This window comes from Vibrio mangrovi, assembly GCF_024346955.1.
GTDB lineage: Bacteria > Pseudomonadota > Gammaproteobacteria > Enterobacterales > Vibrionaceae > Vibrio > Vibrio mangrovi.
In genome coordinates, this window is record NZ_AP024884.1 from 72447 (window position 1) to 89988 (window position 17542).

The 17542-nt window shown below is 45.5% G+C and carries 15 protein-coding genes; all 15 read left to right on the top strand.

Going from position 1 to position 17542, the window contains the following annotated elements:
* The first annotated feature begins 150 nt into the window (after positions 1–150).
* The 15 genes from dmeF to OCU74_RS16675 all read left to right on the top strand — a co-directional run bounded on the left by dmeF (position 151) and on the right by OCU74_RS16675 (position 17536).
* Positions 151–1077, top strand: a complete 927-nt coding sequence (dmeF, locus tag OCU74_RS16605; RefSeq protein ID WP_087481725.1) for a CDF family Co(II)/Ni(II) efflux transporter DmeF — start codon at positions 151–153, stop codon at positions 1075–1077.
* Between the two features lie 9 nt (positions 1078–1086).
* Positions 1087–1503: a MarR family winged helix-turn-helix transcriptional regulator gene (locus OCU74_RS16610; RefSeq protein WP_087481724.1), complete on the top strand. Its 417-nt coding sequence runs from the start codon at positions 1087–1089 to the stop codon at positions 1501–1503.
* 758 nt (positions 1504–2261) lie between these two features.
* Positions 2262–2546 (top strand): type VI secretion system PAAR protein, encoded by a 285-nt coding sequence (locus OCU74_RS16615; RefSeq protein WP_087481723.1) that lies wholly within the window; start codon positions 2262–2264, stop codon positions 2544–2546.
* Complete coding sequence (locus OCU74_RS16620) at positions 2530–3615, top strand: SEL1-like repeat protein (RefSeq protein WP_087481722.1); 1086 nt, start codon at positions 2530–2532, stop codon at positions 3613–3615. Before OCU74_RS16615 ends, OCU74_RS16620 begins: the two co-directional genes overlap by 17 nt.
* 258 nt (positions 3616–3873) lie before the next feature.
* A complete protein-coding gene (tssB, locus tag OCU74_RS16625) occupies positions 3874–4383 on the top strand; it encodes a type VI secretion system contractile sheath small subunit (RefSeq protein WP_087481721.1) in 510 nt (169 codons plus the stop codon).
* 56 nt (positions 4384–4439) lie between these two features.
* A complete protein-coding gene (tssC, locus tag OCU74_RS16630; protein WP_087481720.1) occupies positions 4440–5915 on the top strand; it encodes a type VI secretion system contractile sheath large subunit in 1476 nt (491 codons plus the stop codon).
* A 1-nt stretch (position 5916) separates the two neighbouring features.
* Positions 5917–6354, top strand: coding sequence for a type VI secretion system baseplate subunit TssE (gene tssE / locus OCU74_RS16635; protein WP_087481719.1), 438 nt, complete (start codon positions 5917–5919; stop codon positions 6352–6354).
* 3 nt (positions 6355–6357) lie between these two features.
* Positions 6358–8130: a type VI secretion system baseplate subunit TssF gene (gene tssF / locus OCU74_RS16640; RefSeq protein WP_087481718.1), complete on the top strand. Its 1773-nt coding sequence runs from the start codon at positions 6358–6360 to the stop codon at positions 8128–8130.
* Positions 8094–9110: a type VI secretion system baseplate subunit TssG gene (tssG, locus tag OCU74_RS16645; protein WP_200807751.1), complete on the top strand. Its 1017-nt coding sequence runs from the start codon at positions 8094–8096 to the stop codon at positions 9108–9110. The genes tssF and tssG overlap by 37 nt, the downstream gene beginning before the upstream one ends.
* 3 nt (positions 9111–9113) lie before the next feature.
* The gene (gene tagH / locus OCU74_RS16650; protein WP_087481717.1) at positions 9114–10667 is read left to right on the top strand and encodes a type VI secretion system-associated FHA domain protein TagH; all 1554 of its coding nucleotides are present in this window, start codon (positions 9114–9116) and stop codon (positions 10665–10667) included.
* Entirely contained in the window at positions 10667–11164 is a 498-nt protein-coding gene (tssJ, locus tag OCU74_RS16655) for a type VI secretion system lipoprotein TssJ (RefSeq protein ID WP_087481716.1), read from the top strand. The genes tagH and tssJ overlap by 1 nt, the downstream gene beginning before the upstream one ends.
* A 5-nt stretch (positions 11165–11169) precedes the next feature.
* Complete coding sequence (gene tssK, locus OCU74_RS16660; RefSeq protein WP_087481715.1) at positions 11170–12504, top strand: type VI secretion system baseplate subunit TssK; 1335 nt, start codon at positions 11170–11172, stop codon at positions 12502–12504.
* Between the two features lie 2 nt (positions 12505–12506).
* Positions 12507–13280: a type IVB secretion system protein IcmH/DotU gene (gene icmH / locus OCU74_RS16665; RefSeq protein ID WP_234993605.1), complete on the top strand. Its 774-nt coding sequence runs from the start codon at positions 12507–12509 to the stop codon at positions 13278–13280.
* Positions 13281–13301: 21 nt separating this feature from the next.
* On the top strand, positions 13302–15998 hold the full coding sequence (gene tssH / locus OCU74_RS16670; protein ID WP_087481713.1) for a type VI secretion system ATPase TssH: 2697 nt from the start codon (positions 13302–13304) through the stop codon (positions 15996–15998).
* 2 nt (positions 15999–16000) lie between these two features.
* Positions 16001–17536, top strand: a complete 1536-nt coding sequence (locus tag OCU74_RS16675) for a sigma-54 interaction domain-containing protein (RefSeq protein WP_087481712.1) — start codon at positions 16001–16003, stop codon at positions 17534–17536.
* Positions 17537–17542: the final 6 nt, after the last annotated feature.

Sequence of the window (17542 nt, forward strand, 5' to 3'; positions counted from 1 at the left end):
TATAAATAGTATGGATAAAATGTTGCTGTGAAAACAAGCACATTATTATTGATTTCGATGAGGTAAGAGCACTTGAGAAATAGTCTTGGAAATTAGTTTGATTATCAAATATTATTAATAAAATAAATTTTGATAATCAAGGTAATTTGTATGCATAGTGCGCCACAGTGTTCCCATGTTGATGTATTTTCTCGCTTTAACCCTAAAAATGAGCAGAAAACTTTCTATGTTTTGCTGCTCACGGTTGTGACGATGCTGGCTGAGATTACTGCAGGAAGTGTCTATGGTTCCATGGCGCTACTGGCTGATGGATGGCATATGGGAACCCATGCTGCCGCTTTTTGTATTACGCTGTTTACCTATCGTTATGCCCGTAATCATAAAGACAGTCGTCAGTACAGTTATGGTACCGGGAAAGTGAGTGTTCTGGGCGGGTTTACCAGCGCGGTCGGTTTAGGATTGGTTGCTGTCGTGATGTTATTTGAATCGTTATATCGTTTTATTGAGCCGGTTCAGATCCATTTTACAGAAGCCATGGTTGTTGCTTTTGTTGGGTTGCTTGTGAATGTAGCCAGTGTATTTTTGTTGCACGACCATCACGACCATCACGACCATCACGACCATCACGACCATCACGACCATCACGACCATCACGACCATCACGACCATAATTTAAACGCCGCATATATGCATGTTCTGGCGGATGCGTTGACTTCAGTGCTTGCGATTGTAGCGTTGTTGATTGGTAAATATCTGGGATGGGTTTGGCTGGATCCCGTAATGGGAATTGTCGGAGCAGTTGTAATTACCAAATGGGCAATTGGCTTGATGAAACAAACGGCACCGGTTTTATTGGATGAGAATATTGATCATACTTATGAAGCCAAAATTCTGCACAAGCTTGAAGGGTTGGGAGCAAATGTAACGGATATTCATATCTGGCGGGTGAGTGCAGATCATTTCTCTGCATCAATATGTCTGGAGACTCAGGAGGAGAAAAGTCCGGAGTTTTTTAGGCGTCAGTTGCAAGAATTTGATAGAATCCACCATCTGACTATCGAAGTGAATCATAAATAGAGGTTGACGATGTCATCGCTGATTGAACTGAATAATCTTTTAACTGAGTTCTATGACAAGATGTCATCCTGGGAATTATCCGTTGTTAAAGAAACCGGTTATTCACTGGCACAAATTCATACTCTGGAGGTTTTGGGCAGTCATGGAGCGATGAAAATGAAAGATCTGGCGAATCGGCTGGGAATAACAACCGGAACGCTGACGGTGCAGATTGATAAACTTGTCAGGCTTGGTCTGGTTGCCCGCCATTTCTATGAAGAAGATCGTCGTTCTATTCTTGTTGATCTGACTGACAGTGGCATCCAGATATTCCGCCAGCATAATCAGTTACACCTCTCTCTTACAGAAGAGCTGACCAAAAATCTGGATACAGAGGCTAAGTCAGTTCTGGCCTCTGTTCTTATGCAAATTAATCAGGAATTCTGACTTAAGTCCGCGGCATGCTCCGTGCCGTGATTCTATTTCATTTCAGTTGTATAAAATCCAACCATGCGGACTATAATTTTTTCTGATCAACTATGAATCGGTTTATCTGTGTTTTGTTGAGGCACCTAATGATTGGTGTGATGAATAGGATGTAATTCTTGGCTGTATATTGGTTATTAATTGTTCAGAAGATTTATCAGGAAATAACCACGTTTGTATAATTTACTGGATGAAGTAAAGCACCTGCGTAATTAAAAGGTATACAAATGTGGAATCAAAGTCATATTTTTATTATTCCATTTCTTCCGGAAATACTTTCGGAGTTTCACTTTATATAGAAATTTAGGGAATGCTAATAATAAAGAACAGATCATTGTATACGTACATTGTCAGAAAAGAAACATTTTAATGTTATTTCTATGTTATTTGTTGGGGTTTATCAGAAGTGATATCAAATTTATACATGAGGTATAGTGATTTTGTGATCCTCTGCGGTAAAAAAAAATTTATTATTAATAAAAATATTTTTAGGTATTCAGCACTAGATTATTTTGTCAATATAAGAGAAAATTATTTCACTAATCGGGCAATATATTGCCTAGACCAAGCAATATATTGCCCGATTGGATAAAAAATAACCGGCATGAATAAATAAAATAGATATATTCTAAGCATTTGCCGTTAAATCTGGTTCTCTTTGAAAACCGATTTTGAATTAACGAACAATTTTGATCGACTAACAACAGCAGAGGCACAATATGGGAAACGGAATCGTCGTTGGTAACACGGGTTCTGATCATGATGGCTTTCCTCCTACACCTGTAATCGCAGGTTCAGGAACCGTTAAATATGATGGTATTCCTGCCGCACGGAAGGGCGATCCTCTTGTTCTTCACGCTAAACCGAATAATCCACCTCATGGCCGCTCTATCTCTGGTGGCTCCGGGACTGTTATGGTTGATGGTAAACCGGCAGCCCGTGCTGGTGATCCCATTAGTTGTGGTGGTGCTTTACAAGGTGGTAGCAGTGTTAATATCGGCTAAAAACAGAGCGCTGTTATTCGGTGTTCTTGTCGTGGGTTATAGTCATATTGTAATGGCAGATGAGCCTTCTCCTGTTGTTTCCGAAGAAAAAGACCTGAATCCGGTAATGATTCAGGTGCCGGGAGAACAGCAAAACTATGACTATGATATTAACTTTCTGACTCCGCTTCAGGCTTATGAGAAAGGACGTTTACTTCGTGCCCAGTTTAAAAATGAAGAAGCACGTCCTTATCTGAAATATGCTGCGGATAAAGGCAATGCTGATGCTGCCTATTTATATGCGATAGAGCTGTCTGAATATAATGCAACAATCAGAACGCCGCAGAAAGTCAGAGATTATATTGAACAGTCGGCAAAACTGGGTAATCTGCATGCAATGAGTTATCTGTATCAGCACGGAAGCTGGTTGCGGACACCAATCCGTCAGTCGTGGGAAAAGCAGTACCATGATGGCCTGGTAAGACTTGCTGATACAAAGCCGGCCAAAGCTTCGTATTATCTGTCCCTTTATTATGAGAAGACAGACCCGGATCAGTCCGAATATTATTTACAGCGGGCACTGGATTATGGTTATCCGCTGGCATGGATGGATAAGTCCAGAAGAACATTAGATGATATAAATCAGTTATATACTGAAACTCGCTTTTCCACGGGCATTTATACCAACTACCGTCATGCTGCGGAGGAAAATTTTATTCCGGCGATTAAAGCATGTGTCGAGCTGTATGAAGGAAGAGGCGATTTTAAGAAGGCTTTCGAATGGCGTCAGAAAGCTTTGGATGCAGGGGATCTGACATCATTGGCCGTCGTCGCAAAAATATATGCGGGAGAGGCTTCATCCTACAGTTTTGTTGAAGAAGATTTAATTAAAGCCCGTGCGTATTCTGAACTTTATTTAGATTATGCCGGGAATGATCGGCTGACGAGTTTACATAAGTCGATGGAACAGTTTTTTGTTGATATCACCAATGAGATGACACCTCCGGACATTGAAAATGCCCAGAACATCACAGACAGTTATAAAGAAAAAGTAACCTTTTATAATCACGATACTTATTGGGATTTATAAATTATACACTGTAATGTTTTCATCATCTCCATTTATAAAATGGGGAGAATGTCACAATTGGTTTATTTAATTAATATGTAACATTGTAGACTTAAAAATATTATTAAATAAGCGAACCTCTTCGTTTATTTAACTGATACGAATCTTATTCGTGTTCTCATATCTGAGTCAGAATTATATTTCTGTTCAGATACCATTTTGCTGGTGAAATGAATATACGCAAGCAACGACTATTGGCATAGGTATTGGAGACTTGATATGTCTAAAGAAGGTAGTGTCGCTCCTAAAGAGCGCATTAATATCAAATATGTTCCTGCGACAGGAGATCAACAGGCTGAGATTGAATTACCTCTCAAAACATTAGTGATAGGTGATTTTAAAGGCCATACGGAAGAAACTCCGGTTGAAGATCGTCAGTCTGTTTCAGTTGACAAAAACAACTTCGAATCAGTGATGCGCGAGAGTAATCTCCAAATCAGTGCGACTGTGAAAAATAAATTAAGTGATGACCCTGATGCTGAGTTGCCTGTCGAACTGAGCTTTAAGTCGTTGCAAGATTTTGCACCGGATTCAGTTGCGGCTCAGGTTCCGGAATTGAATAAGCTGATCGAACTGCGTGAAGCATTGGTTGCTTTAAAAGGTCCTTTGGGGAATATCCCTGCGTTCAGAGACCGCTTACAAGCGCTGATTGCATCTGAAGAATCTCGGGAAAAGCTTCTTGCTGAGCTGGATATCGTCAGCGGATCGGAAGAAGAACCTCAAGAGTAATTATAGACGCGATACTTTTGGTGTTTTTTAACTTATATGTCATAGGAACTTGATTAATGTCTGCTACAGAAGAAACGGTACTAGAAAGACCCCAGGCTGGTGAAGTCAGCCTGTTAGATGAGATTATGGCTCAAACACGCCTTGCTCCGAATGAAGAAGGTTATGATATCGCGAAGAAAGGTGTTGCCGCGTTTATTGAAAACCTGATTGGTTCAAGCCAGGAATCAGAGCCGGTCAATAAATCTCTGGTTGACCAGATGCTGGTCGAACTGGATAAGAAAATCAGTGCACAAATGGATGAAATCCTTCACCATGAAAAATTCCAGCAAATGGAATCTTCATGGCGTGGACTTAAGCTTTTCGTTGATCGTACCGATTTCAGAGAAAACAATAAAATCGATATCATCCATGTAACAAAAGAAGAGCTTCTGGAAGATTTTGAATTTGCACCAGAAATTTCTCAGTCAGGTTTGTATAAGCAAGTTTACTCATCTGGTTATGGTCAGTTTGGTGGTGAACCAACAGGCGCAATGATCGGAAACTATGCTTTCACTCCGTCTACACCGGACATGAAACTACTGCAATACATGGGCGCACTGGGAGCGATGTCTCACGCACCATTTATTTCTAGTGTTGGTCCTGAATTCTTTGGTATCGACTCTTTTGAAGAACTTCCTAATATCAAAGATGTGAAGTCTATCTTCGAAAGTCCTAAATACACTAAATGGCGTTCACTTCGTGAATCTGAAGATGCACGTTATCTGGGTCTGACAGCACCACGCTTCTTGCTACGTGTGCCTTACGATCCAATTGAAAACCCAATCAAAACCTTTAACTATCAGGAAAATGTCCGTGAATCTCACGAGCATTATCTATGGGGTAACACTGCATTTGCATTCGCAACCCGTCTGACTGATAGCTTTGCAAAATACAGATGGTGTCCGAACATTATCGGTCCGCAAAGTGGTGGTGCTGTTGAAGATTTACCTGTACACGTTTTTGAAACAATGGGTGCTCTGCAGGCGAAGATTCCAACGGAAGTTCTGATTACTGACCGTAAAGAATTTGAACTTGCTGAAGAAGGTTTCATTGCGCTGACAATGCGTAAAGGTAGCGACAACGCGGCGTTCTTCTCTGCAAACTCGATTCAGAAGCCAAAAATCTTCCCGAATACGAAAGAAGGTAAAGAAGCGGAAACCAACTATAAGCTGGGAACTCAGTTACCTTACATGATGATCATCAACCGTCTGGCGCATTACATCAAAGTATTGCAACGTGAACAGATTGGTTCATGGAAGGAAAGACAAGATCTTGAGCGTGAACTGAATGGTTGGATCAAACAGTACGTTGCTGATCAGGAAAACCCACCGGCAGATGTCCGTAGCCGTCGTCCACTTCGTGCAGCTCGCATTGAAGTGTCTGATGTGGAAGGTAACCCTGGCTGGTATCAGGTATCACTGGCAGTTCGCCCACACTTCAAGTACATGGGTGCGAACTTCGAACTGTCACTGGTTGGCCGTTTAGATCAGTAATATGTCTTATATTGCACCTGAAGAGGTTGCATTTGGCGTCGGCTTCTTTGAGCGCTTAGAAGCCGGCGAAAGACCCCGGTCTTTGACACAGGGACCAGATGCAAATGACGTGCTTAATTCGATCAAGCGGAATGTTTCCAACGTTCTGAATACCCGCATGGGAGAAGCTCAGAGCGCTCCCGAGTTGGGGCTCGTTGACTTTAACGATGCGACTTTGGAAACACTTGATCTGGCAGTCAGAATCCGCATGGCAATTAAGGACTGTTTGAGAAAATATGAGCCACGATTGAAAGATATTGTGGTGACGTCAGAGAGAGACGATTTGAATCCATTATCACTGAGATTCCGGATTACCGCGGAAGTGAACAGCAGTGCAGTTCATGACACGGTGAAGCTGAATCTGTTATTGGATCAGAATCGTCAATATCGAGTGTATTGATGCATGGCACAAGATAAATACTTTCGGGAAGAACTTTCATTTTTGAAAGAGCAGGGGAAACGTTTCACCGATATTCATCCCCAGCTTTCTCGTTTTCTTCATGGTCAGGTGACCGACCCGGATGTTGAACGTCTGCTGGAAGGTTTCGCATTCCTGACCGCACGCTTGCGTGAAAAAGTTGAAGATGAATTTCCCGAGTTGACGCATTCGATCATTAATATGCTGTGGCCGAATTATCTTCGGCCAGTTCCCAGCATGAGTATTGTTGCGTTCCAGCCGGAGTCGAAAGTCAGTGAGAAACAGATTATCCGGGCCGGAATCCAACTCGACAGCTCAGAAAAAGTATTGGGCACGGTTTGTCATTTCCGGACATGCCGTGATGTAGCTGTTTATCCGCTGGTAATTGAAGACATCACTTCTCACCATACACGGGAATCCAGTATCGTCGATATCAATCTGGCGATGAAAGGTGAAATGTCCGTCGGGGAAGCATTGGTCGACAGTCTGCGTTTTTATCTGGGTGGAGAGAAGTACAGTGCCCAGATGCTGTATCTGTGGCTGCATCACCATTTGGATAAAATGGTGGTGGATGTGAACGGTACCGAATTCAGCATTCCTCGTGACGCGCTTCAATCGGTTGGTTTTGCCGGTGAAGACTCACTACTCCCTTACCCGAAAAACGTTTATGAAGGGTATCGGATTCTGCAAGAATATCTGTCATTTCCCGAGGCTTTCCAATTCTTTGATATCGAAGCTCTGGATAAGGTTATCCCGAAATCGGTACGGGGAAAAATGACGCTTCGTATCCACTTTTCAAAAACACTGCCAACGGATGTCCGGATTAATCAGGATAGTTTTCAGCTTTATTGTGTTCCGATTATCAACCTGTTCGAACATGATGCCGATCCGATTGCATTGACCGGAAAGCAGTCTGAATATCGGGTCATTCCCTCAAGCCGCTATCCGTCACATTATGAAGTTTTCAGTATTGATGGCGTTTTTGGCTGGCAGGACAAAACTCAGGATAGTCAGCGTATCCGCGGCGAAAAACGCGTTTATCACCCATTTGAAAGTTTCCAGCATCAGGTGGAGCGGGCCAGACAGCGTGAAGTGCTTTACTATCGTGCACGGGTTAAAGATAGTCAGCGTAATGATGGTTTCGACACTTTTATTTCATTTATCCGCGGTGATGAAACCGTTTCGATCAATGTTGATGAAGCCATCTCTATTCAACTGACCTGTACGAATCGGTTGTTGCCTATTGAACTGGGTGTCGGGGATATCTGTCAGTCGACAGATACTTCTCCTGATTATGTCACATTTAAGAATATTATCGCTCCGACTCAGCCACTGCGTCCGGTATTGGACGGGAGTCTGCTGTGGGGGCTGATTTCAAATTTATCACTGAACTATCTGTCACTGCTCTCTAAAGATGCATTAAGCAGTGTGTTAAGAACCTATGACTTCCGGGCTCTCGTCGATCGTCAGGCTGAACGGGTGGCGAAAAAGCGTCTGGAAGGCATTATCAAAATAGAATCGAAGCCCATAGATAAATTATTAAGAGGGCTGCCGGTACGTGGTCTGCAATCAGAGATCCACATTGATCAGAGCTGCTTTGGCTCAGAAGGTGATCTCTATTTATTTGGCCGGGTGCTGAGTCACTTTTTTGCTTTGTATGCCAACATCAATTCATTCCATGAACTGGTTTTGGTCAACGTCAGTAACAACGAGAAATACACATGGGGAACCCGGACAGGGATGCAGCCGCTGATATAGATGCGGCTCAAAAAGAGGAAGGGCTCATGCCAATACCGGATAAGGTGAGGTCGTACAATTTCTTCCAACTGGTGGAATTGTTACAAAAACTTCAGCTTTCGAATCCGGAAGATGAAGATTGGGAAAGAGTCTGTCGCCTGGTATTTAGTGCGAATCCCAGCTTGGGATTTTCACCTGCCGACGTGACGGATTTAACCCGATTTGATGAAGAACATTTGATTTTACAGACCAACTTTTTTGGTTTGACCGGAGCTCAGTCTCCATTACCGGGATTCATCCTCGAACAACTGGTTGCTGAAGAGCCGGGCGGATTCAAACGTCCCTTTCTGGACTTTTTCAATAACCGGCTAATCAATCTGGTGTATCGCATCTGGCGTAAATATCGCTATTACGTGCGTTTTCAGGATGATGCGCAGGATCTGTTCTCACAACAATTATTCGCCCTGGTTGGACTGGCAGACCCCGATTTGCGGGGAGATACGCCTATCAACTGGTGCAAAATGCTGGCTTATGCCGGAGTACTGGCCGGACGAAGCCGCTCTCCACAGGTTGTCGCCGGGATAATCGCTCACTGTTTTGATTTAGAGGATGTCAGTATCCGTCAGTGGGAAAGACGAAAAGTCATGATTGATCCGTCTCAGCAATTTTGCCTTGGCCAGCAAAACGGCAATCTGGGAATGAATACGGTGATTGGCGAGTCGGTGATGGATTGTAACGGAAAGTTTGTGATCTGTATTAAAGGGTTGTCACGCCAGCGGTTCGCAGATTTCCTGCCAATCGGTAAAGAGTTTCAACCCTTGTGTAAGCTGGTGGAGTTTGTATTACGGGAGCAGATGGCTTATGACCTGGAGCTCTCGATGGATGAGAAAGAAGTTCCGGTGCTTCGTCTGGACTCTCAGGAAGGCGTGGCTTTAGGTTGGTATTCATTTCTTGGCTCAGGTGAGCGGGAGAAAAACGTGTTAATTCAGGTGAGGCAATAAGTCATGGTTCAGAGTAAACAGCCTTCCCTCAACATGATTGTGACCAATGTGCAGGTACTGGAATCCGGTTTGGTTTCACGGACATCATGGACATCTGCCGGCGGTACGATTGGAACAGCGACAGACAGCTTCTGGCATCTGACCGATAAGAACGGGGCGATTTATCCCAATCATTGTGAAATTGTGGTCATTGATGGGGCTTTCTGTGTTCGGGATAACTGCGGTGAGACCTATGTGAATGGTTCATCCATGGCTCTGGGAAGAAATAAGTTAGCAAGACTGGAGAACAAGGATGAGATTCAAATTGGTCCATATCAGCTCCGGGTTCATTTGGGAAGTCATGGTGAAGAAGATATCGCTTCGAATAATGTGCTGGAGCAGTTATTTGAAGATGATCGTCACAGCTTACTGGCTGATGATGAAGGAGAAGCCGAAACCTTACACCATACGGAAGATCAAACTCATACAGTGATTGATCCTCTGATGGCGCTGGATGAACTGGCTCCCCAGAAAAAAGATGACAGTTATACCTTGATTGACGGGGATGATGATGAAGAATCGTCAGAAGATGAACCGCATGAAGAGCCATTACTTGCTGCTGAGGAATACTATCAGCCACCGCTTCAGGAAACGCAGCAGGAAAATGGTGAATACGATATGACTGCGTCGATTAGTCTGAAAAAAATCTTCAGATTCGGCGCATTGAAGCTGGGCAGAAAACCCAAAACGGAAGTACAGCGTGAGCCTGCTCATGCCGGTACGAAGAATGACGAAACAAATACGACAGACAATCAATCTGTGCACAACCGATCTGTAAGTCATGGATCAGTCGATTATCAATCAGTGAACAACGAATCAGAGGGCTATGGGATGGATGAGAACGTACTCGATCTACTCGAAGAAGAAGTCGCAAAAAGCATGTCATCAACATCAGAACAGTCTGTTGAAAAAAATCATCATGGAAAACATCTGCTGACCGGCCCAATGCTGGATGGGCTGGGTGTTGATCTGACCGATAGCCATGATATGGAAAAAATGCATTTTCTTTCTGAAGAGCTGGGACTGTCTCTTCAGGCGTGTGTGAAAGGATTACTTGAGCTGCATAAGCAGGTGAATCATGGTCGTTTTGATATGATGAACCGCAATCTTCAGCCAATTGAAGATAACCCGCTCAGACTTGGTTTGTCCTACGAAGAGACAATGAAGACCATGTATGACTCGCAAAAGAGTCTGGTTCATTTGTCTGCCCCGTCTGCAATTTCTGAAAGCCTGAAAAGCATTCAGGATCACAACGATGCTGTTCAGTATGCAACGACTGAAGCTTTGACACAGATTCTTGCTGCATTTTCACCTCAGGTTCTGCTGCGCCGTTTTAACAACTACAAGCGTCCGAACGACCAGCGTAGCGAGTCAGAAGAAGCCTGGGCCTGGAATATGTACAGCAGCTACTATCAGGAACTGACTTCTAACCGTCAAAAAGGATTTGAGAAGTTGTTCTGGGAAATTTTCGAACAGGCTTACGACAAGAAAATCCGTGAGAAGCAACTGGAGTTCTGATTGTGAAAAAGTTTGCTTGTGTTTTATTCGCTTTGTTATTGCTCTCTGCATGCAGCAGTAGTAGCAGTAGCTCTCCGGCGGATGAATATAACCCGGCAGAAGCTCCGACAACAGTAACGTTCAGTATGGTGACGGATGCGGGTGTGAACCCGAATATCTGGGGGGAAGCATCGCCGGTTGAAGTACAGGTCTTTGAACTGGAGGACGACTCCATGTTTATGTCGGCTGACTATGACGCGATCAAAGCCAGCTACAAGAAAGCACTCCGCAGCAACTTTGTCAGAGATTACGATTATATGCTGATGCCCGGACAGTTTAAGTTTGTGAATTCATTCAAAATCTCTCCGGACACCCATTATATCGGTGTGATGGCTCATTTTGCCGAACCAGAGCTGAGTGAGTGGAAAAAGGCAGTCAAAGTGCTGAACAAAGGCCGGGAATACCACCTGCTTATGCTGTTCAAAGACTACGATGTTAAATTAGAAAAAGTGGAATAATCGAGATGTTTGCACGTAACCGTGTTATCTGGAACGAAGGGCTGTTTATCAAACCTCAGCATTTCCAGCAACAACAACGATATACAGAATACTATGTTGACGCACGGATGAATTCTGTCAGTGGCTATCTGTACGGCATCTCTGAGCTGGCATTAAATCCGGAATATCTGGCATTTGGTCGGATTGCAATTGAACGTTTATCAGGCGTAATGCCCGATGGCACTGTTTTCAATATCCCACAGGAAGATTCACTGCCGGAACCTCTGGAAATCGAAGATGCTTCGCTGGCCGGACAGTTGATCTATCTGGCTTTGCCATTACGGACAGAATCTCTGCTGGAGGTCAGCTGGCCTGAAGAAAGAGGAACCGGGCGTTATGAAAGCCGCCGGATGGATGTCCGGGATGTGCAGAGTATGAAAGGCGATACGACAACGATCGATGTCTCGCCGGTACGGATGCACCTGATGCTGGAAAAAGAAGACCGTAGTTCTTATGCCTCATTTGCGATTGCCCGGATTCTGGAAAAGCGTCCGGATGGCAGTCTGGTGCTGGATCCTGAATTTATCCCATGTCACCTCAATTCATCGGTCAATGTAACCCTGCACCGGGTTGTGACTGAGATTGCGGGCTTAATGAATGAACGGGCGAAAAGTATTGCCGAGCGCATCAGTTCTCCCGGTCAGGGCGCTGTTGCCGATGTATCCGACTTTATGCTGTTGCAGGCATTGAACCGGTTACAGCCGCTGATTGAACATTTATCTAAGCTACGGACATTACACCCGGAACGGTTGTTTGAATGTCTGGCTTCTATTTGTGGCGAACTGGCGACATTTACCGACGAGAGCCGTCTGCCGCCAACCATCCCGGTTTATAACCATGATATGCCGACAGACTGCTTTATGACGCTGATTCGTCATATGAGACAAAGCCTGAGTGTGGTACTTGAACCACGTGCTGTGTCTATCCAGCTGGATAAACGGAAATATGGCCTCATGGTGGCACCGATCCATGACACCAACCTGATGGAAGATGCAGACTTTATTATTGCTGTGAAAGCGAGAATGCCACTGGATGAACTCCGTCGTGTGTTTGTTCAGCAAACGAAAGTTGCTTCGGTTGAGAAGATCAGAGAGCTGATTTCCCTCCAGTTGCCGGGTATTCCGCTAACGCCGCTACCGGTTGCACCTCGTCAGCTGCCTTATCATGCCGGTTATACCTATTATCAGCTTGATAAATCCAGTGCTGCCTGGTCAATGATCAAACAAGCCAGTGGATTCGCTTTCCATGTTGCAGCTGCATTTGATGACCTTGATTTACAATTCTGGGCAATAAGGAGTTAATTGTGGTGCAGAATACTGGTGAACACATTGACAATTTACTGTTTGATAATGTGGAAAATATCAACCGGGACCAGGACTACTGGTTCCAGTTGCGTGGCGACAATCCCAATGTCCTGATTGATGCTGCGACACCGCTGTTTGGTTTATCTCTCCGGGTTCGGGGAATGACCAGCTGTCCGAATATTGAGCAGATCTATCATCAGACGATTGAAGAGATCAAAGCGATCGAAATCGAGCTGACCGAGCAAGGTTTTGATAACGCAGTTCTGATGGCTTACCGATACATCTTATGTACCTATCTGGATGAGGCTGTGATGGGAACCGAATGGGGTTCATCCAGCATCTGGGCATCTCACTCTATGCTTTCCCGTTTTCACAATGAAACCTGGGGCGGAGAAAAGGTTTATACCATCCTTGCCCGTCTGGAAGGTGAACCAAAACGTTATCAGCTCTTGCTGGAGTTTATCTATCACTGTCTGGTTCTCGGCTTTGAAGGTAAATATCGTGTGATGGAGAATGGTCACAACGAACGGGAAAAAGTGATCAGTAATTTATACGATATGCTCGCCGCGCTTGATGAGAAAAAGATCAAGCCTTTGAATCAGGCCAACCAACATATTGTCGATGCTAAATACCGTCTGAACCGTCAGTTGCCGGTTTGGTCGGTTTTCCTTGGATTCTTCCTGCTATGGAGCGGGATCTTTCTGGGTTACACATGGTTATTGCATGAGAAATCTGCTGACGTTGTGAACCAGTTAAGTCAACTTCTTAATTAATTTTTAGGCTAGGTGATCGCTGTGATCCGAATTGAATTACCCACTCTTATTTCAAAGTTAAACCAACAGAGCAAGCTGGCGCTTGAGCAGGCTGCTTCTCTATGTATTGAACGCCAACATCCGGAAGTCACACTCGAGCACTATCTTGATGTTCTTCTGGAAAATCCGCTTTCTGATCTTCGTGTCATCCTGAAGCAGGCAAATATCGAATTTGAAAGTGTAAAACAGGCGATTGCCAGTTCGTATACACGTGAACATGTGCTGGACACTTATCCGGCTTTCTCTCCACTGTTGGTTGAACTGCTGCAGGAAGCCTGGCTGCTGTCTACGACAGAACTGGACCAGCGTGAACTGCGTTCCGGCGCTATCTTCCTGGCGGCACTGACCCGGGCCGATCGTTATCTGCCGGTTCGGCTGATCTCTCTGTTCGAAACGATCAACCGGGAAACACTGAAGAAAAACTTTGCTGCTGTGGTTGCCGATTCTTCTGAAACCGAAGTCGAGAAAACGACCGGAAAAGCAGGGGCAAAATCACCGTTGACTGAAGCCAGCTCACCACTACAGAAATACTGTTCCAATATCAGTGAGCAGGCGCGCCGTGATGAACTGGATCCGGTTTTGTGTCGTGAAGACGAAATCAATCTGATGATTGATATTCTGTGCCGCCGCCGTAAGAACAACCCGATTGTTGTCGGTGATGCCGGGGTTGGTAAAAGTGCCATGATTGAAGGTCTGGCGTTACGCATTGCTGCCGGAAATGTGCCGGATCAACTGAAAAACGTTGATGTCATGTCGCTGGACTTAGGTCTGCTTCAGGCTGGTGCTTCTGTGAAGGGCGAATTCGAAAAACGCCTGAAAGGTGTGATCGATGCGATCAAAGCTTCACCGAATCCAATCATTCTTTTCATTGACGAAGCGCATACGCTGATTGGTGCCGGGAATCAGGAAGGTGGCGCCGATGCTGCTAACCTGCTGAAACCTGCACTTGCCCGGGGTGAACTGAGCACCGTTGCTGCGACGACCTGGAAAGAATATAAGAAATATTTTGAAAAAGATCCGGCGCTGACCCGTCGTTTCCAACTGGTGAAACTTGATGAGCCAAGTATCGGTCAGGCCGTAGATATTCTGCGTGGTTTGAACGGTGTTTATGAAAAAGCTCACCATGTTCTGATTACCGATGAAGCACTGAAAGCTGCTGCGGAATTGTCGGCCCGTTATATCTCCGGACGTCAGCTCCCTGACAAGGCTATCGATGTTTTGGATACAGCCTGTGCAAGAATTGCGATTCACCTGACTACGCCACCGAAGCGTTTGTCGCAACTGGAAACCAACTGTTATCAACGCCAGCTGGAAATTGACATGCTGGAAAGAGCACAGTTCCTCGGCAGTGAAAATGATGTGAAACGTCTTGATGAGCTGCGTGCTCAGGAAGTTGAAGACGAAGCTGAAAAAGCAGCGCTGATTGAAAGCTGGGAAGACCAGAAAGAGTTGGTCGAGTCCATTATTGAATTGCGTTCTCAAGTGATGGAACTTGCTCAGCAGCAGGCTCAGGAAGCGGAGCAGACTGACGACGAGACTGAATCATTTGATGTTTTAGATGAGTTAGTGGAAGGACAGGCGTTAGAAGGACAGTCGCCGGAAGAAGTTCTTGAAGCTCTGAAAAGTGAACTGAAAGAAAAATATGCGGCTCTGGATGCGATTCCACATCGTGAGCGCCTGATTTACCCACAAGTTGATTCTGATCAGATTGCTGAAGTTATCGCAGACTGGACTGGTGTTCCTGTCGATCAGATGAATACAGATGAGCTACATAAGATTACGCATCTGACTTCAATTTTAGGCGAAACCATTAAAGGTCAGGACACGGCAATTGAACGGGTTCACCGTCACTTGCTGACTGCCCGTGCTGACCTGCGCCGTCCCGGACGTCCGAAAGGTGCTTTCCTGCTGGTGGGACCAAGTGGTGTCGGTAAAACTGAAACCGTTATCCAACTGGCAGAGCAACTATACGGCGGGCAACAGTTCCTGACCACAATCAACATGTCTGAATATCAGGAGAAACATACGGTTTCACGCCTGATCGGTTCACCACCGGGATATGTCGGTTACGGTGAAGGTGGCGTGCTGACAGAAGCCATCCGGAAAATGCCATATTCGGTTGTGCTGCTGGACGAAGTCGAAAAAGCGCATCCTGAAGTTCTGAACATTTTCTATCAGGCCTTTGACAAAGGCGAGCTTGCCGACGGAGAAGGCCGGGTGATTGACTGTAAGAATGTAGTGTTCTTCCTGACGTCGAATCTGGGCTATCAAACGATCGTTGATTATGCGGATGAGCCGAAAGTCATTGCTGACCGATTGTATCCTGAACTGGCGGACTTCTTTAAACCGGCATTACTGGCCAGGATGGAAGTGATTCCTTACTTACCGCTGAAGAAAGAAGTTCTGGCTGAAATCGTACAGGCGAAACTGGCACGGCTGGAAAAACTCTTCCAGGAACGTTACTCCGCAGTCGTTGACATTGCTGAATCCCTGATTGAGGAGATCCTCAACCGGGCGACCCGTTCTGAGAATGGTGCGCGGATGCTGGAAGCCATCATTGAAGGTCAGTTACTCCCGCCGGTTTCTCTTGCCCTGCTCAATAAACTGGCTGAGCGGGAACCGATCAACCGGGTTTATCTGGCTGCGGTTGATGGTGAGTTCATCGGTGAGGTTGAGTAACGATGAGCCGCTGGTTGACTTACGCGACCGATTTGGTAGGTATCAGAAAACCGCAGCAGTTGGCGACGCTTTTCATTGATACGGTTTCGCGTGAGTTGGAACTTGATACTTGTTTGCTGCTTGTTCCCAGCGCCGATGGGCGTACATTAGTGCCCCATCGGACCGACCTGGAGATGGTCTGGTCGGTGACTGATTTTGATTGCCCGTTTGCCCATGTGCTCCAGTCGTCAAAACCTATGGAATTGTTACTGGACAGTCTGGTCTTCTGGCAGTCTGATCGTACATTTACCCGGCTGACTGAGTCTGTCGGCCTTTTTGACTCTGTCCGGATCGTACCGCTTCCGCTGAATCAGGACGTAGTGAAAACGCTGCTGTTCCTGATTGGTGAAACTGACCATCTGCGGCAGATATTCACTCATGATGATTTTTGTCGTTATGTGGATGTATTCAGTCAGCAATGGGCTTTACTGAGCGATATTGAGCGCGAAGAGAAGAACCAGCGGGACTTGCGGGAATCACTGTCCGACGTTGAGCGGGATCGGGAGCAGCAGCGTCTGGTTTCGACGTTGTCCAAAACGTTAGTCGGGCAAAGTGCGTCGATGCAGAAACTGAGAGAGCAGATTGTCAGTGCTGCCGGATCGCAGTTATCGGTCATGATTCAGGGTGATACCGGAACAGGGAAAGAATTGGTTGCTCAGGCGGTTCATGAGATGTCAGAACGGGCAGATCAGCCATTCATTGCGATTAACTGTGCCGCAATACCGGAAAACTTACTGGAAAGTGAATTGTTCGGTTACTGCAAAGGTGCCTTTTCCGGAGCTGAAGCGGATAAGCAAGGGCTGATTGCTCAGGCTAACGGTGGCACTCTGTTTCTGGATGAAATCGGTGATATGCCGCTGGTCCTTCAGGCGAAATTATTGCGGGTGCTGGAAACGAGAACTTTCCGTCCGGTTGGTGGTAAAGAAGAGCTTGCTTCTGATTTTCGTCTGGTTTCTGCAACGCACGTCAATCTGTTGGGACAGGTCCGCCAGAAAGCGTTCCGGCAGGATCTGTATTACCGGCTGTTTCAGTACCCGATTACCGTGCCATGCCTGACGGATCGGATCGAAGATATCGAGCAGTTGAGCCAGCACTTTGTTGACCTGTTTAACGACTCGCATAGTACCCAGATCCGTGGTCTGAATTATAAGGCGATTGATTGCCTGAAACAGCATAGCTTTCATGGCAATGTGCGTGAGCTGAAACATTTGATCGAATTTGGATGTGCGCAGACACAGGACGGACACGAAGTGCAGGTAAATAGTTTCGTTCACCGGATTCTTCCCCGGGAGGAAGTCAATCTGTTTCAGGTTGAAGAGCCGGAGTCGCGCACTGTTATCAAAGATCTGAAGCAGGCGATTCAGGATTTTGAGTCGAAAATCATCAGAGAACGTCTGCGGTTGTTTTCCGGTGATCGCGCTAAAGCGGCAGAAAGTCTGGGTATTCCGAAGCGTACACTGGCTTACAAGTGTCAGAAATTGGAGATTAAAGCGCCATGAAATTAA

Bases quoted from the DNA above. Each gene is read 5' to 3' on its own strand.
- dmeF (WP_087481725.1), top strand. From the start codon at position 151: ATGCATAGTGCGCCACAGTGTTCCCATGTTGATGTATTTTCTCGCTTT.
- OCU74_RS16610 (WP_087481724.1), top strand. From the start codon at position 1,087: ATGTCATCGCTGATTGAACTGAATAATCTTTTAACTGAGTTCTATGAC.
- OCU74_RS16615 (WP_087481723.1), top strand. From the start codon at position 2,262: ATGGGAAACGGAATCGTCGTTGGTAACACGGGTTCTGATCATGATGGC.
- tssB (WP_087481721.1), top strand. From the start codon at position 3,874: ATGTCTAAAGAAGGTAGTGTCGCTCCTAAAGAGCGCATTAATATCAAA.
- tssC (WP_087481720.1), top strand. From the start codon at position 4,440: ATGTCTGCTACAGAAGAAACGGTACTAGAAAGACCCCAGGCTGGTGAA.
- tssE (WP_087481719.1), top strand. From the start codon at position 5,917: ATGTCTTATATTGCACCTGAAGAGGTTGCATTTGGCGTCGGCTTCTTT.
- tssF (WP_087481718.1), top strand. From the start codon at position 6,358: ATGGCACAAGATAAATACTTTCGGGAAGAACTTTCATTTTTGAAAGAG.
- tssG (WP_200807751.1), top strand. From the start codon at position 8,094: ATGGGGAACCCGGACAGGGATGCAGCCGCTGATATAGATGCGGCTCAA.
- tagH (WP_087481717.1), top strand. From the start codon at position 9,114: ATGGTTCAGAGTAAACAGCCTTCCCTCAACATGATTGTGACCAATGTG.
- tssK (WP_087481715.1), top strand. From the start codon at position 11,170: ATGTTTGCACGTAACCGTGTTATCTGGAACGAAGGGCTGTTTATCAAA.
- OCU74_RS16675 (WP_087481712.1), top strand. From the start codon at position 16,001: ATGAGCCGCTGGTTGACTTACGCGACCGATTTGGTAGGTATCAGAAAA.